At 55.5% G+C, this 15,003-nt stretch carries 15 protein-coding genes and 1 tRNA gene; 5 read left to right on the top strand and 11 right to left on the bottom strand.

What is annotated here, in order from left to right; genetic code table 11:
* Positions 1-13: 13 nt before the first annotated feature.
* The 5 genes from AC2FEE_RS08710 to AC2FEE_RS08730 form a co-directional block, all read right to left on the bottom strand.
* Positions 14-550, bottom strand: a complete 537-nt coding sequence (locus tag AC2FEE_RS08710) for a GNAT family N-acetyltransferase (RefSeq protein WP_496864493.1) — start codon at positions 548-550, stop codon at positions 14-16.
* A 249-nt stretch (positions 551-799) separates the two neighbouring features.
* Positions 800-1,069, bottom strand: a complete 270-nt coding sequence (gene rpmA, locus AC2FEE_RS08715; RefSeq protein ID WP_050602452.1) for a 50S ribosomal protein L27 — start codon at positions 1,067-1,069, stop codon at positions 800-802.
* Positions 1,070-1,080: 11 nt separating this feature from the next.
* Positions 1,081-1,689 carry a 50S ribosomal protein L21 gene (locus AC2FEE_RS08720; RefSeq protein ID WP_496864495.1) on the bottom strand — a complete coding sequence of 203 codons (609 nt, stop codon included), beginning with the start codon at positions 1,687-1,689 and terminating at the stop codon, positions 1,081-1,083.
* 208 nt (positions 1,690-1,897) lie between these two features.
* The gene (locus tag AC2FEE_RS08725; protein WP_496864496.1) at positions 1,898-2,698 is read right to left on the bottom strand and encodes a DUF2059 domain-containing protein; all 801 of its coding nucleotides are present in this window, start codon (positions 2,696-2,698) and stop codon (positions 1,898-1,900) included.
* Positions 2,698-3,540 (bottom strand): DUF2059 domain-containing protein, encoded by an 843-nt coding sequence (locus tag AC2FEE_RS08730; RefSeq protein ID WP_496864497.1) that lies wholly within the window; start codon positions 3,538-3,540, stop codon positions 2,698-2,700. Before AC2FEE_RS08730 ends, AC2FEE_RS08725 begins: the two co-directional genes overlap by 1 nt.
* A 123-nt stretch (positions 3,541-3,663) precedes the next feature.
* Between AC2FEE_RS08730 and AC2FEE_RS08735 the strand changes: the two genes are divergently transcribed.
* From AC2FEE_RS08735 to AC2FEE_RS08755, 5 genes are all read left to right on the top strand, one after another.
* Positions 3,664-3,753, top strand: a tRNA-Ser gene (locus AC2FEE_RS08735).
* 894 nt (positions 3,754-4,647) lie between these two features.
* Positions 4,648-5,739: an ABC transporter ATP-binding protein gene (locus tag AC2FEE_RS08740; protein WP_496864498.1), complete on the top strand. Its 1,092-nt coding sequence runs from the start codon at positions 4,648-4,650 to the stop codon at positions 5,737-5,739.
* Complete coding sequence (locus AC2FEE_RS08745; protein WP_496864500.1) at positions 5,739-6,668, top strand: ABC transporter permease; 930 nt, start codon at positions 5,739-5,741, stop codon at positions 6,666-6,668. The genes AC2FEE_RS08740 and AC2FEE_RS08745 overlap by 1 nt, the downstream gene beginning before the upstream one ends.
* 3 nt (positions 6,669-6,671) lie before the next feature.
* A complete protein-coding gene (locus AC2FEE_RS08750) occupies positions 6,672-7,481 on the top strand; it encodes an ABC transporter permease (RefSeq protein WP_496864501.1) in 810 nt (269 codons plus the stop codon).
* A 19-nt stretch (positions 7,482-7,500) separates the two neighbouring features.
* A complete protein-coding gene (locus tag AC2FEE_RS08755) occupies positions 7,501-8,538 on the top strand; it encodes an extracellular solute-binding protein (protein ID WP_496864503.1) in 1,038 nt (345 codons plus the stop codon).
* Positions 8,539-8,611: 73 nt separating this feature from the next.
* On the opposite strand, the gene argE is transcribed toward AC2FEE_RS08755, so the two are convergent.
* The 6 genes from argE to AC2FEE_RS08785 all read right to left on the bottom strand — a co-directional run bounded on the left by argE (position 8,612) and on the right by AC2FEE_RS08785 (position 14,844).
* A complete protein-coding gene (gene argE / locus AC2FEE_RS08760) occupies positions 8,612-9,760 on the bottom strand; it encodes an acetylornithine deacetylase (protein ID WP_496864504.1) in 1,149 nt (382 codons plus the stop codon).
* A gap of 133 nt (positions 9,761-9,893) precedes the next feature.
* Positions 9,894-10,832, bottom strand: a complete 939-nt coding sequence (locus AC2FEE_RS08765; RefSeq protein ID WP_496864506.1) for a LysR substrate-binding domain-containing protein — start codon at positions 10,830-10,832, stop codon at positions 9,894-9,896.
* Positions 10,833-10,857: 25 nt separating this feature from the next.
* Positions 10,858-12,354: an aldehyde dehydrogenase gene (locus tag AC2FEE_RS08770; RefSeq protein ID WP_496864507.1), complete on the bottom strand. Its 1,497-nt coding sequence runs from the start codon at positions 12,352-12,354 to the stop codon at positions 10,858-10,860.
* Positions 12,355-12,369: 15 nt separating this feature from the next.
* On the bottom strand, positions 12,370-13,044 hold the full coding sequence (locus AC2FEE_RS08775; protein WP_496864508.1) for a DUF1028 domain-containing protein: 675 nt from the start codon (positions 13,042-13,044) through the stop codon (positions 12,370-12,372).
* An 84-nt stretch (positions 13,045-13,128) separates the two neighbouring features.
* Complete coding sequence (locus AC2FEE_RS08780) at positions 13,129-13,545, bottom strand: RidA family protein (RefSeq protein ID WP_496864509.1); 417 nt, start codon at positions 13,543-13,545, stop codon at positions 13,129-13,131.
* Positions 13,546-13,563: 18 nt separating this feature from the next.
* Positions 13,564-14,844, bottom strand: coding sequence for a flavin-containing monooxygenase (locus AC2FEE_RS08785; protein ID WP_496864511.1), 1,281 nt, complete (start codon positions 14,842-14,844; stop codon positions 13,564-13,566).
* Positions 14,845-15,003 lie beyond the last annotated feature (159 nt).

The following is a 15,003-nucleotide window of genomic DNA, read 5'->3' on the forward strand; positions in this document are numbered from 1 at the left end:
CATCGGCCACAAGTCAGAGTTTTTTACTGTATGTCCAGGTGGGCACGTTTGCATCACGCGCCACCGAATAGGTTTCCGCGTCACCAAGGTATTGGAATCCGCAATGGGTCAGAACCCGGGCCGAAGCCGGATTGTCCTGAAAAACGCTGGCGAACATGGTGGCGTTCTCCAACGGGTTTGCATTGACCAGCGCCTCGACGGCCATCGACGCGATGCCGGTGTTCCAATACACCGGCGCGACCCAATAGCCGACCTCGGACTGATTGCGGTCCAGTCGTGTCAGCGTAATCAGGCCGATCAGTTCCGGGCCGCCATCCTTGGTGGCATCCATGACCCAGACGTCCTCGTCGCGTTCCTCGGCCATGGACCGGGTTACGAAAGCCTCGGTCGAGCCGGGCGGCAACGGATGCGCGATGCTGGTTGTCATGCGCGCCACACGCTCGTCGCCTGCGTAATGTTCGATGAGACCCATATCCGACCGACGCAGCGGGCGCAGGTCGAACCGCTCGGTTTCTATGACCGGCTGGTTTATTATCGTCTCAAGTTTCATGAGTTCGTTCCTCCTCCGAACAACACGTAAATCGCGGACGCAACGGTGAAACCAATTAACGTCCATATCAGATATTTCCGGCCCATCCGATCTTCAACCGCAGGGGCGATCCTGCCCTGAATCAGGGGCGGGATTATGCTTGCTGAGTTTGTCATTGGAGCCATTGTTCAAAATTGCGTTAAAACGAGAAAGGGGACCGGCATTTTCTGCCGGTCCCCCAGGAATGTTTCAAACCTTATGGGTTTCGGCTTACTCTGCGGCCTCCGCCACTGGCAGGACCGAAATAAAGGTGCGGTTCTTGAGGCCCTTGTGGAACTTCACGGCGCCATCGACAGTTGCAAAGATGGTGTGGTCTTTGCCAATGCCCACGCCTTCGCCCGGCCAGAACTTGGTGCCGCGCTGACGCACGATGATGTTGCCTGCGATGGCAGCCTGGCCACCATACAGCTTCACGCCAAGGCGGCGCCCAGCTGAGTCGCGACCGTTACGGGAGGAACCGCCAGCTTTTTTATGTGCCATTCTCTCTCTCCTTAGCCTTGAGCCAGCTCTTTGGCTTGCTCAACCCATTCGGGTTTCACTTTGATGGTGTCGATAGCAGCAATCTGCTCGTCCGACAAGGCGGCCAGAGCGGCAAAGCTTTCGATTCCGGCTTCAACCAGCTTTTTGGCAGCGGCAGGGCCGACACCGTTCAACTTGGTCAAATCGTCAGCGGCGGCGGCGGGTGCCTCTGCTTTGGCTGCAGCTTTCTTGGCGGGCTTTGCAGCAGGTGCCGCTTCGCCAGCCGGAGCCGAACCGGTTGCAGCTTTGATGCCCGACTTGTCAGCGCCCGATGCCAGGATGTCGGTGATTTTGACCAGTGTCAGTTTCTGACGGTGGCCAACGGTACGCTTCGAACTGTGCTTACGACGGCGCTTGACGAACTTGATGACCTTGTCACCTTTGACCTGTTCGATCACTTCGGCCTGTACGCCTGCGCCTTCAACGAAAGGTGCGCCGACAACCGGAGCGTCACCGCCCAGCATCAGAACATCGTTGAATTGAACTTTTTCACCTGCGTCGGCAGCCAGTTTTTCAACGCGGAGCACATCGCCCGCCTGAACCTTGTACTGCTTGCCGCCAGTCTTGAGGACCGCAAACATGCGTCTTTCCTTTTCCAAACCGCGTTCTGTGGTCCCCATCTGGGTGTTTTCGGCCTGAGCCACCTCGAACAGCGCGCCCTTTTCGGGCTGTGTGACGACCCTTGGGGCACGCCCTATGGGTCAATAATAACGATACCCGGCGCGGAAATCCGGCCGGGATGCGCGCTTATCCATAGATCACAGAGGAAAGTCAACATCAAATACGGGCTTAGAGATCGGACCCTTGCAGCACCTGCGCGACGGCTTGACCCAATTGAAAATAGATCGTGTCGAACATCTGGTCAAAGCTTTCGAACAGGGCATCATTGATCGCCCTGCCCGCCTCGGTTCGGGAAAACGCGATATTCTCGCGTATTTGGGCCTCGCTCAGCGGTTGATAGGCCAGCAGAAAGAAGGAATACAGCCAGTTACGGGTCTCTTCGCTCATGCTGTCCTTTTGCGTCAGAAGTTGGGATAAAAGCTCGGCATCATCCACATTACCATCCAGGTCCATCCCGCGGAAAAAGTTGTAATCGGCGCTGATAGAGTTCTGGACGTTTTCTTCAATCAGGTTGTTGATCCGAATGTACTCATCAACCAGCCGGTAAAACACAGACTCTTGGTCCCCGTTCTCATAAGCGTCCTGCGCCATTTCTTCGATGGTTTCATCAGCAAGTGCGATGCGGGCGGTAATTTCAAGCGACACGATGGCCTGGCCCAGATCGCTTTCATAAAAAAGGATGGCGCGGTCCAGATCTCTTTCGGTCAGGGTCTGATCGAAGACCTCCACAACCTGATTGCGCATCCTGTCAGCGTCGTAAATCCGGTCGACCTGCTTCTGAAAAACCTGCCCACCATTGTTGTTCAGAAAGTTTTCCTGCAGGGTTTGGCCCATCATACCACCTTCATCCCGCAAAATCTCGATGATCTCATCCAGTTGCAGGGCTTGTAGCAGACGCTCGACCTTTTCTTCGGCCAGCAGCGGTAAGGTCCACAAAAACAGTGCAGCAGACGCCAAAACCAGTCGCATCAGATGTCCTGTGCCGGGTGCAATTCGGCCATCCGCGAGGCCAGAACTTCGAATTTCATCGCCATGATTTCGTATTGAACCGCATTAAGAAGTTCATAAACCTCCTGCATAAGCGGCTGCTCCAGCGCTTCAGCATAGGCGATGACATCGGCGTCCGAAAAATCCTGATAGGTGTATGCGGCGCCCGCAAGCGCGGATAGTTGCAGCGCTTGCCGCATGCTGGTTTCGTTCTGCTTCATCATTTGCCGCAGCTCATCAGCGCCCAGTTGAAGGTCGATCACTCCGGATGCACTGGCAGCCAGCAGAAAACGCAGTTGGACCTCCTGCAATGCCCTCAACGCCGTTCCGCTGGAATCAATGGCAGCGTTCATGCGTTTAAGGTTTTCGACCCGCATGGATCCTTCCTTGATCAGACCAGCCACGATTTCCTGCCCCTGCTGCAGCTTGGCGTCGTCGTCCTCGACCATGTGAGACGCATTTTCCGCCTCGACCAGACGCTGTCCCAGTTCCGAGGCATAGAATTCGACCGCATGGTTCAGGGCGGCGTCACTCAGAGTCTGTTCCAGGATAGCAACGGCGGTTTCGTGCATGTCTTGGGTATCGAAGACCTCTTCGGTCAGGCGTGCCCAGTCCGAGCCGAACCCTTCGGGATCGATTCCCAGCATCCGAGGGGCCGAGGCCGACGCAAGCGCGATGCTTTCGAGCGCCACGTCAAAACCGGTGGTGGTCAGAAAGGCTTCTATCCGGTCGCGTCCGGCGGCAAAAGATTGCGCAGGTAGCATGGCAAGCGCCAATAGCAACGGAACAAAGGTCAATGCGATGCGGCGAAGGTGATATGTCATACTCAGAAGCCTAGGTGTTTTATGCCATCTGGCAATGGAAAATCCCGTGTCGGTGAGTTTCCGGAATTTTCTGCTTGCACCCCCGCACGTTCCTCACTAAATCCCCCCCTCACAGACCCCCGCGGAGAGGTGCCGGAGTGGTCGAACGGGGCGGTCTCGAAAACCGTTGTGGGTGCAAGCCCACCCAGGGTTCGAATCCCTGTCTCTCCGCCACTATCCATGACGATGACCAATTTCGACCGCCAATGCATACTCCCTTTGGTGTCGCATCGGTTCGCTTCGCCATCGTGTTGTTACCCGTCCAACAACAGGTGGGACCTTATAAATAAAGTCCAAAGTGGTTTCTTCGATTACTCAAGCTTTCCGATTCAATTATCCGATACACGTTGAAAGAACCCACTTCCGGCCCAAATCGGACTTTCGACCAGCCCTCGAGATGCTGCAGAGCGGACCTTCACTGCTGGCGCGAAACGTAACACCACCCAACGTGGATAACACGCAACAAAGTGTAAACCCGTTGCGGCTGATGCCTGCAATCGGTGGTGTAGATTATCAGCACTTTCTAATTGCCGACAGATGAGGTTGTACAGTTTTGCAAGGATAACTTTGGTTCAGTGAACAAAGCTAATCGTCGAAAATGCTCCGGAAGCAGATGCGCCAAACTGGTAAAAAACCTTTGCGCTTGGTGTTTCAAACACTCCGTCACAAGGAAAACCAACAGGCTAACAACGATTTTCATTTTTCTCCTCCCAAAGCCTAAGATTCGAACCAACCAGATGAACGTCCCCCAAAAATCAGTTTCAAGTCGGAAGGTAGAAAACAATAGCTTCGGTGTTGCGTACTCTGACAAATGACTCTGCCTTAGATCTCGGCTGGTCTCTTCGCCAATGGGCTCACTGTAGGAATAGAAGGCCGCGCGCCACACACGCGCACTGGATTTTTCTTTTTGCTGAGAAAGATTGCAGAGACGCGATAACAGTCTGATCTATAATCATTTAAATAAATGATTAGGCAAATCCTAATGTTTAGTGAGGAAGTCAATTCTTAGGAGGATTACGCAGCCCGTATATACCCGATTGAAAATTCGCGGTGCTCAGGGAGGCGCAATTGTCTGACAAGGAAAATATCGCGATTGACGTGCGGGACGCGGTAAAACGCTACGGCGATTTTACGGCGCTGAAGAAGATATCGCTGTCGATCATGGACAATGAGTTCTTTACTCTTCTGGGTCCGTCTGGTTGCGGCAAGACCACGCTGCTGAGAATGATCGCCGGGTTCGAGGCCGTAACTGAAGGCGCGATCTATCTATTTGGGGATGAGATCGAGAACCTGCCGCCCAACAAGCGCCCAGTGAACACGGTTTTCCAGAACTACGCCCTGTTTCCGCATATGACCATTCTGGACAATGTGGCCTTCGGGCTGGAAATGCGCGGGAATTCCAAATCGGATGCTCTTAAGAAAGCAGGCGAGATGCTGGAACTGGTTCAACTCTCCCAGTTTTCGGCCCGCAAGCCCAGCCAGTTGTCCGGCGGTCAACAGCAGCGCGTTGCGTTGGCGCGCGCCCTAGCGCCTCAGCCAAAGGTTCTGTTGTTAGACGAACCCCTGTCGGCACTGGACCTGAAGCTGCGCAAGGCAATGCAGCTTGAGCTGAAGCACCTGCAACGGGAAACCGGGATTACCTTTATCTTCGTCACCCACGATCAGGAAGAAGCTCTGACCATGTCCGATCGTATCGCGGTTATGTCGGCAGGTGAGTTGCAGCAACTGGGTGCGCCAACGGACATCTATGAACGCCCACACAACATGTTCGTGGCGGATTTCATCGGCGAGACCAACTTGCTGGAGGTTTCGGTAGATGGCGTCCAAAACGGTCGTGCGACATGTCACTTGGGTGGTGGGCATGAGCTGACTTGCAACGCCGTAGAGGGGATCGACGTTGGTTCCAAGGTACACATGTCGATCCGCCCTGAGCGGTTGTATATGTCCGACACTCCTGCAGAAACCGAAAGCCTGAAGGGGCGGATCAAAGAGAACATCTTCGTCGGAACAGACATCACCACCATCGTGGATTTGCAGGATGGCCCTGATTTTGTCGTGCGAACGTCGAACTCCGACCGCGGGAACAAACGTATTTTCGAACCAGGTACCGAGATGTTCGTCAACATGGAGCTGGGGGCTGGACGCCTCCTGGTCGACTGATGGCTGCGGGTGCAGCAAGCGGCGGCAGCGCAACGACGGATACCTATAAAGAGGCTCGTACCTGGCTCTTGCTACCTGCGTGGGTGACACTGGCCATTCTCGCTTTGGCACCAGTAATCATGATGCTGATTTACTCTTTCCTGACGAAAGAGTTCAGGGGCGGCGTGATCTGGGAATTCTCGCTGTCAGCCTATGATCAGTTCTTCTTTGACCGAGGGCTGTTCGGTGACGACCCGCCCAAAATCGAATGGACCTATATCACGATATTCTGGCGCTCAATCTGGCAGGCAGGTGCGGCGACGTTGTTGAGCCTCGCGATCGGTTTTCCAACAGCCTACTTCATCGCGACCCGGTCCGAGAATATGCGACCGGTTTGGGTGTTCCTTATTACTATCCCCTATTGGGTGAACCTGTTGATCAGGACCGTGTCGATGAAATTCCTTCTACGCGATCAGGGACCGCTGAATGACTTTCTGATGAATATCGGTCTGATCGACAGCCCATTGCATATCGTCAACACCAATTTCGCGGTACAGCTGGGTCTGTTCTATTCCTATCTGCCGTTCATGGTGTTGCCTATCTATGCAGCGGTAGAGCGCTACAATTTTGCCCTGTCTGAGGCTGCAGCCGACCTCTACGCATCGAAATGGACCACGCTGCGCCGCGTGCTGCTTCCTGCGGTCAAACCAGGCGTATTTGCGGGCTGTATTCTGGTCTTTGTCCCTTCGATGGGTTCGTTCCTTGCACCCGATCTGTTGGGCGGAGCCAAGAACTTTATGATTGGCTCGCTGATTGAAGAACAGTTCAAGGGCAATGCAGGCAACTGGCCGTTCGGAGCAGCCGCGTCGATGATCCTGCTGACGATGGTTCTGATCATTCTGATGTTCTCGGCCCGACAGCAGGCCAAAGCCGACAAGGCGGGGGACTGACCAATGGCAAGCAAGCAATTCGACATCAAGTCATACACTGGCTTCAAGGGGATCACCCTGCTGTGTCTGGTTATTCTCTATGCGCCGCTGGTTGTGGTCACGATCTACAGCTTCAACGCGTCTCAATCGCTGACCAATTGGGAAGGCGTCTCGCTGCGCTGGTATGCGGATGTGTTCACCGGCCCTGAAAGCGGCAAATTCAAAACAGCCGCCAAGAACAGCTTTATCATCGCGATCGTCGCTGCGACCACGGCGACCACGATCGCCACGCTGGCCGCTACGGGCATGGTGCGAGGAGGCAAGTTTCGCTTTCGTACGTTGTCCTTCGGTTTGATCAGCCTGCCCCTAATGGTGCCCGAGATTGTGCTGGCCGTTGCGACGCTGATCTTTTTCAATTCGATCGGTTTTGAGCGTGGGCTTCTTACCATCCTGCTGGCCCATATCGCCTTCTGCATTCCTTTTGCCTACCTGCCAATCTCGGCACGGATGCAGGGGATCGAAGACAGCTATGAACAAGCAGCACTGGACCTCTACGCCACCAAGCGGCAGGCCTTCACCAAGATTCTGCTGCCATTGATGATGCCGGGGATTATTTCGGGCTTTCTGCTGGCATTCATCGTCAGCCTGGATGACTTCATCATCACAAACTTTGTCAAAGGCGCTGGGGTCGAGACCTTGCCAACGGCGATCTTTGGATCGGTCAAACAAGGTATCAAACCGAATATCATGGCGATTTCGACCATGTTGCTGAGTGTGTCCATCATCATGGTCACGATCAGTTATTTCGTTAGCAAGTCTGACAACACAAAATAACCAACAGATGGAGAGACACATGAAACAAATGATGAAAAGCGGCGTCGCTGCTCTTGCTCTGGCAATTGGCGCAAATGCTGCCGCAGCCGAAGGTGAGTTGGTTCTGTACCACTGGTTCGAATACATCCCCCAGGAACTGCTGGACAAATTCACCGAAGAAACCGGCGTCAATGTCACCATGGACACCTACGACTCGAACGAGGCGATGCTGGCTTCGCTAAAGGCCGGTGGCATCGGAACCTATGACGTGTCAGTGCCGGGTGACTACATGGTATCGATCATGGCGGGTGAAGGCATGTTGGACACAATCGCTGATGGCGAGTTGAAGAACAAAGGCAACATCGCCGAGGAATGGGCCGATCCCGGTTTTGATCCCGGTCGCCAGTCCTCGATCCCGTATCAGTGGGGCTCGACCAGCTTTGCGGTCAGCCGCGATGCTTATGACGGTGACATCCAGACCACTGATATTCTGTTCAACCCGCCCGCCGAGTTGCAGGGCCGGATCAACATGCTGGACAGTCAGGGTGAAGTAATGGCCATGGCTGCGTTGCATATGGGTATTCCGCAATGTTCCACCGACCGTGAGCAATTGAAGGCGCTGAATGCCATGCTGCAAGAGGCCAAAGTGCACTGGGCCTCGTTCAATTCGGACACCGCGAAAGAGGTGCTGGTTTCGGGTGACGCCGCCGTGGGTCAGATCTATGATGGGTTCTCGGCTAAGGCGCGCGAAGAAGGCGCCAATGTGGAATACGCCTTTCCGACGCAAGGTTACATCGCTTGGATGGACAATGTCGTTCTGCTGAAAGACGCTCCTAACCGCGAGAACGCGTTGATCTTCATGGACTTCTTGTTGGAGCCTGAAAACATCGCAGCCGTGTCAAACTTCGCGCAGTACAACGCCGGTGTGAACGGGGTGGAAAGCCATCTTGATCCGGCGCTGGCGGAACAGCCGGAAAAGAACCCCCATGCCAATGCAGGTCCGGGAGTATTTATCGAAGTGTGTGATGAAGAAACCCAGGCGGTGTATGACCAGATCTGGACGAACCTGAAGAAGTAGTTGGGATTACATCCTTCACTTAACGCCCCCGGTTTTTCCGGGGGCTTTTTGCCTCCAGCAAGTATTTTACTGTTTATCGACTGATGTCCTGCAGGATGCGATCCATCATCGCGTCGCAGGCGTTCAGTTGGTCAATCTCCAGATACTCATCCGGTTTGTGCCCCTGGCCTTCCATTGATCCGGGGCCGCAAACGACCGTGGGAACGCCAAGTTCGCTAAAAAACCCGGCCTCGGTTCCAAAGGCAACTTTGGTGGTGGCGTTGCTTTGCGCGAGTTTTTGGGCATAGGCGATTACACCTTCTGTCTCAGCGACCTCCAGCCCGGGATAGGCGTTATACTGTTCGACCTCGATGCGCGCCTCGGGGCACTGGTCCTGATACATCGCACCGACCCTGCCGGCCGCGTCCTGTATCTGTAACAGGATGTCCTTCCCAAGATCCGACGCAAGGTGGCGATACTCAAAGGTAAGTTCAGCGCGATCTGGCACGATGTTCAGCGCCTTGCCGCCCGACATCATTCCAACATGGAAAGTGGTGTAAGGCACCGAATAGGCCGGATCGCTGTTGCCACTATTGGCATAGGTTTCTTGCAGCGCGCGCAGTTCGGCCACAAAGTCGTTTGCCAGATGCAAAGCATTGACGAACTTTGGAGCCAGCGCCGAATGCCCGCTTTGGCCGTGGCAAACGGCTCTCAACGCTGCCTTGCCTTTATGGCCCACAGCCACCTGCATTTCGGTCGGTTCGCCCACAAAACAGGCGCGAGGCTGGCCCAGCATCGGGGCAAGCCGGTCCAGCATGTGCTGAATGCCAACGCAGCCCACCTCTTCGTCATAAGACAGTGCGATCTTGAGCGGTTCGCGCAGATCTGCCTCGGCAGTTCGATTGGCAAGCGCCATGACCGACGCCACATATCCCTTCATATCCGTAGTGCCGCGCCCATAGACGCGGTTGCCTTCCCGGGTCAGTCGAAACGGGTCCCTCGTCCAGCTTTGGCCTTCGACCGGGACCACGTCAGTATGCGCCGACAGCAGGACGCCATCGCCTTCGGGCCCTTTTTCTGCATAGAGCCCGGTTTTGTCACCGCCGGGATCGGTGATGCGGTGAACAACAAAACCGCGCGCCTCCAGAAACTCTTCGACATAAGTGGCTAGCTCGAGATTCGAGTTCTTGCTGACCGTATCGAAGCCAACAAGTTTGTCGAGAATATCCAGTGTAGAGGTCATCGGATCGAACCTGTCTCTTGAATTGGCCGCCCCTTTGTATTTGGGGACATTCTCACCAAGCCTATACGACAGGCAGAATAATTAAATCCGGGAATGGCGAAGCACAGGTTAGGAGACTTCTAAGACCCGGTGATCACTCTTGCTCCCGCGCACAAAGACCTGGAAGCGCTCCTGATTTCACGGCCTGCGTACAGTGTTCGATGAAAGCCTTTGACGTGTTCGTCTCATTCTCGGCGCGCGCGCGGAGAAGGCCAAGACGCATTGGGCGCAACTCTCCGGCCAAAGGTACAAAGATCAGCTTCTTCCCGTCCGGTGATAACGTATTCAGCGGGCGGATATTGGCAATCGAAAACCCAAAACCGTTGGCGACAAGAGACCGCATTACCGACATGTCCGCTGTGCGTTCTGCAATATTCGGTTTGATATTGGCTTCACGGAAAAACGACAGAAAATACTCACCGCTGAACGGCAGGTCCAATAGGACCATTGGGCTGTCCTGCAGATCTGGGATCGTCAGCTCGGCACGGTTTGCCAAGGGATGACCTTCGCCCAAAGCGACGTAAGGTGGCAGTTCATGTAGGGCTTGAAACTCAAGGTCGGCCGGAATGTCCAGATCATAAGTCAGGGCGATGTCCAGCTCGGCCCGGCGCAATTGGCTGAAGATATCGGCCTGATTCAGTTCACGCTGTTCGATGCGGACATCCGGATAGCTATGTTCGAAGTCGCGCCGCAACCCCGGCAGAACGATTTGAGCGAATGTCACAAGACAGCCAACGGACAGAATGCCCTGAACCTTGCCGGTGATTTCCCCAGCAAGAGTTGCCAACAGTTCAGCTTCGCGCAAGACAAACTCGGTACGCTCCATGAACTTGTGCCCGGCCTTGGTCAGCGATAGGCCGCGCGCGTGTTCGCGTACAAACAAGGTGACGCCGAATTCCAGCTCGAGCTGGGTGATCGCCGCCGAGATTGACGGCGATGACACGTTCAGTTTGTCGCTGGCGGCGGCGATGCTGCCAGCCTTTCCCACTGCAACAAAATACTCAAGCTGCCGCAGCGTGTATCTGAAAGGCAATGGCATATCTCCGCTTGATCGCGGATCAGGCCTTGTACTTGATCCACGTAGTCTTCAAAGCAGTATACTTATCAAGCGAGTGCAATGACAAATCACGCCCAAAACCCGACTGCTTCATACCGCCAAATGGCGTCATCGCCGATAGAGCGTCCACCGTGTTCACCGAAACTGTGCCTGCCATCAACCTGTCCGAAATCCGACAGGCACGGGACAGGTTGTCGGTCCAGACCGATGCAGCGAGACCATAAATCGTGTCATTTGCCATGGCGACGGCTTGTTCTTCGGTATCGAAAGGAATGACCGACAAGACCGGGCCAAAAATTTCATCGCGCGCCAGTGGGTTGTCATGGGCGACGTCGTCAAAGATGGTTGGCTGAACAAAACAGCCCTTGCCATCTACAGTGACGCGCTCACCGCCTGTCACCAGATTGGCTGCTTTCTTGCCGACTTCAACAAAGCGCATGATGCCTTGCGTTTGCTTTTCGTCGACAATAGCACCCATTTTCGATGCGGGATTCAGCGGGTCGCCCGGTTGCGTCGCTTGCGCACGCGCGATCAGCTTTTCGACAAACGCATCCTTGATCGATCGTTCGACATAAAGCCGTGAGTTGGCCGAGCAGACCTCACCCTGATTGAAGAATATGCCGAAGGCGGCCATGTCAGCGGCGGCGTCCATATCCTCGCAATCGGCAAAGACCAGATTGGGGCTTTTGCCACCGGTTTCCGGCCAGACCTGTTTCAGGTTCGATTGACCCGAATACTGCATGAACATTTTGCCGATCGCGGTCGAGCCGGTGAAAGCTAGGCAATCGACATCCATATGCAGACCCAGCGCGCGGCCCGCTGTTGCACCAAAGCCGGGAACCACGTTAAAGACGCCGTCTGGAATGCCGGCTTCGGCCGCCAGTTCCGCCAGACGCAACGCTGACAGCGGAGACTGTTCGGCCGGTTTAAGGACAACGGAGTTTCCTGCAGCCAGCGCAGCCGCGGCTTTCCAAGTGGCCATGTCCAGCGGGAAGTTCCAAGGTGTCACCGCACCAACGACGCCCAGAGGCACACGGCTGACCAGCGCCAGATCGCCGGGGCCGGTTGGGGCGACTTCGTCATACACTTTATCGATGGCTTCGGCGTACCACTGGAAAAAATGCGCAGAACCTGGCGCATCGATAGTCACTGCATCTGTCACCAATTTGCCCATGTCGAGGCTGTCCAGCAGCGCCATCTCTTCCAGGTTATCGCGGATCAGGTCAGCCAGCTTCAGCATCACCGCCTTGCGATCGCCGGGTGCCATACGTGACCAGCGACCATCCTCGAACGCGGCACGACCTGCGGCGACCGCGCGATTGATATCTTCCTCGTCACATTCTGCGACCTGCGTCAGCACTGAACCTGTGGCCGGGTTGATACTGTCAAAGGTCTTGCCCGATGCGGCTCCGGTGAACTTGCCGTCGATAAAAGCCTGCCCGCGAAACGACAGACCGGCGGCGCGACTTTTCCAATCCTCGTGGGTATAATCCAACATTGCGTGTCTCCCTGATCATTCGTCGCCCGGGACGCCGTAAGAAGGCGCTTCGCGCGGGTCGAGCGCGCGCTGGGTGTAGGCGTCAAGTTGCGGTTTGTAGATATTCCAGGCGGTTGCGATGGCCTCGATCGGGCATTCCTCGGTCCAGTCGCAGCGCAGATCAGCCACTGGCCAGCTGACCTTGTCGACGATCTTCATTCCCGCCGAATGCACCGGGCCTGCTTCGCCACCGGCGGCCAGACCGGCGCGCATTGCAGCTATCAGGCGGTCTCCGATATGCCCCAAAGATGACAGGAACCCGTCGACGATGGCTTGTGGGATGCCGTCATTGTCCAGAAGGTTGCCGCCAGAGGCAACGTTTTCGGCCGCTGCCTGCGTCCAGATGCCTAGGCTGTTGGGACCGGAATGGATCGCCGTGCGCCCGCTGGTGTCCACCGCCAGAACCTGGCGGTATTCAATGAAATTGGCTTGGGTTTTCATAGCGTCGATCGCCTGAGGCGCGGACATGCCCTGTTCCATCAGGTCCAATGTCAGCGGACCAAGGCTGGGGTCTGTCACGTTCTGCGATGCAACCGCGCCAACACCAGCTCGGGCAAAGGAGCAGCGTGCGGCGACTGCGGGTGAGGACGACGAAATCGCCAGACCAAACATTCCGGTATCGGCGCAGCGAGCGACCAGTGAAAAAGTCATAGGGACCTCCTTAACGGCAAAGACCGGGCTGCGCGGGGTGAGAGCGTATTTGCGCAGCCCGGTATCCTCAATTGATCGGCAAGATCAGTCGGGAATGACAGCGGTGCCGTCGATCTCGACCAACCACTCGGGACGTGCCAGCGCCTGAACAACAAGGCCGGTCGAGCAAGGATAAACCCCTTTGATATACTCGCCCATGGTCCGATACACGGCTTCGCGGTGGCGGACGTCGGTGATGTAAACGACGACCTTGACCAGATGCTCCATCGAGCCGCCGGCTTCTTCGATCAACTGCTTGATGTTCTGCATCACCTTATGGGTCTGTTGGACCGGATCATGGCTGTCGATATTGACGGCATCATCCAAATTCTGCGGGCACTGGCCGCGCAGATAGACCGTTTTTCCGCCCTGCGTAACAACGGCCTGACAAAGGTCATTGTCGAGGTTCTGCTCTGGGTAAGTCTCTTTGGTGTTGAATTTACGAATGCGTGTATGCGCCATTTCGGTGTCCTGACCTAGTTATTCTGCAGCAGTTGACGCGACTATTGCCGCTTCGCCATCGTATTCGGCATATGCACGCTGAATCGCGATCTGATCAGCGATGTATTTTGCGTCGTGCCAAACACCCCAAAGAAAGGTCGAACCGCGACGGGACTGCCAGGGAAGACCCAGGAAATATACGTCTGGTTCAACCGAAACGCCGCGCTGATGCATCGGCGCGCCTTTGTCGTCAAAAGCGTTTGCTTTGATCCAGCTGAAATCCTGTCGGAAACCAGTTGCCCAGATAATTGTAGTGATGCCTTCCTTTGCGAAATCGACCGAAGCAAGCGGGTTAGTCAGGCTGTCTGGATCAGCAAAAGCTTGGCGCGCCTTAGGTTCTTCCGGCAGATCAATACCCGTGCGTTCAACATAGGCGTCCGCCAGATCCAGCATTTCGTTGTAGTTGGCGTCTCCGGCCGCCACGTTGCGCTGCAAATCATCTGCAAAGCTGAGCACACCGTTTTCAAAGCTCTTGGTCAGCCCCACAAGGGTGACGCCCTCATTGCCCAGACGACGGAAGTCCATCGTGTGCCCGCCATATGCACCACTGACCGAGATTGTCACATGTTCGGTGCCGGGCTTCAGTGCAGCGATATCCCAAAGACCCAAGACGCCCAGCCACCAGACAAAGTCCCGGCCCCGGTAACGGCGCGGTGGGCGGTCATGCGGACCAACTGACAGAAAGACCTTGCGTTCAGCACGGTTCAGCTCATCTGCGATCTGCGCTCCGGATGATCCAGCTCCCACAACCATCACGGCACCATCAACCAGTTGGTCAGGGTTCTTGTAATAGAAGGAGTGGATTTGTTCGACGCCAGCCGTTTCTGGCACGATTGGCGGAATGACCGGATGCTGGAATGCGCCGGTTGCGGCGACAATACGGTTGGCATGGATTTCACCGTCAGTCGTTTCAACTCGGAAACCACCTTCACCGGGCAAACGCTCGGCCTTGAGCGCTTCAACACCCTCGCGGATAGGTGCGTTCACCATTTCTGCGTATTCGACAAGGTATTCGGCGACACGGTCCTTGGACACGAACGCATCCGGGTCATCCCCCTTGAACAAAAGGCTGGGAAATCGGTCATGCCATGCCGGGCCATTGGCGACCAATGCATCCCATCGACCGGTGCGCCAGGCTTCGGCAGTCCGGTTCTTTTCCAGAATGATGTGCGGCACGTTGTTGTTTCCAAGGTGCTCGCTTAGCGCAATACCTGCCTGTCCGCCGCCAACAACCAGCGTATCCGTCATTTCAATGGACATGTGTCGGTTCCCTTATTGTGTCTTGATCCGACCCGAATGGTCAAAACTCTACTTTGCACTGGGCTGGGCCTGGTATTGCCGTCAAAGCTGAACAGCTCGTGCAACCACCAGAATCGGAGCATTATGTGACGCTCCAGCACACCTTGCGCGTTTCGACGA

This window comes from Ruegeria sp. YTSC199, from assembly GCF_059609725.1.

Coding starts and splice junctions, on each gene's coding strand:
- AC2FEE_RS08710 (WP_496864493.1), bottom strand. CDS start 550: ATGAAACTTGAGACGATAATAAACCAGCCGGTCATAGAAACCGAGCGG.
- rpmA (WP_050602452.1), bottom strand. CDS start 1,069: ATGGCACATAAAAAAGCTGGCGGTTCCTCCCGTAACGGTCGCGACTCA.
- AC2FEE_RS08720 (WP_496864495.1), bottom strand. CDS start 1,689: ATGTTTGCGGTCCTCAAGACTGGCGGCAAGCAGTACAAGGTTCAGGCG.
- AC2FEE_RS08725 (WP_496864496.1), bottom strand. CDS start 2,698: ATGCGACTGGTTTTGGCGTCTGCTGCACTGTTTTTGTGGACCTTACCG.
- AC2FEE_RS08730 (WP_496864497.1), bottom strand. CDS start 3,540: ATGACATATCACCTTCGCCGCATCGCATTGACCTTTGTTCCGTTGCTA.
- AC2FEE_RS08745 (WP_496864500.1), top strand. CDS start 5,739: ATGGCTGCGGGTGCAGCAAGCGGCGGCAGCGCAACGACGGATACCTAT.
- AC2FEE_RS08750 (WP_496864501.1), top strand. CDS start 6,672: ATGGCAAGCAAGCAATTCGACATCAAGTCATACACTGGCTTCAAGGGG.
- AC2FEE_RS08755 (WP_496864503.1), top strand. CDS start 7,501: ATGAAACAAATGATGAAAAGCGGCGTCGCTGCTCTTGCTCTGGCAATT.
- argE (WP_496864504.1), bottom strand. CDS start 9,760: ATGACCTCTACACTGGATATTCTCGACAAACTTGTTGGCTTCGATACG.
- AC2FEE_RS08770 (WP_496864507.1), bottom strand. CDS start 12,354: ATGTTGGATTATACCCACGAGGATTGGAAAAGTCGCGCCGCCGGTCTG.
- AC2FEE_RS08775 (WP_496864508.1), bottom strand. CDS start 13,044: ATGACTTTTTCACTGGTCGCTCGCTGCGCCGATACCGGAATGTTTGGT.
- AC2FEE_RS08780 (WP_496864509.1), bottom strand. CDS start 13,545: ATGGCGCATACACGCATTCGTAAATTCAACACCAAAGAGACTTACCCA.
- AC2FEE_RS08785 (WP_496864511.1), bottom strand. CDS start 14,844: ATGTCCATTGAAATGACGGATACGCTGGTTGTTGGCGGCGGACAGGCA.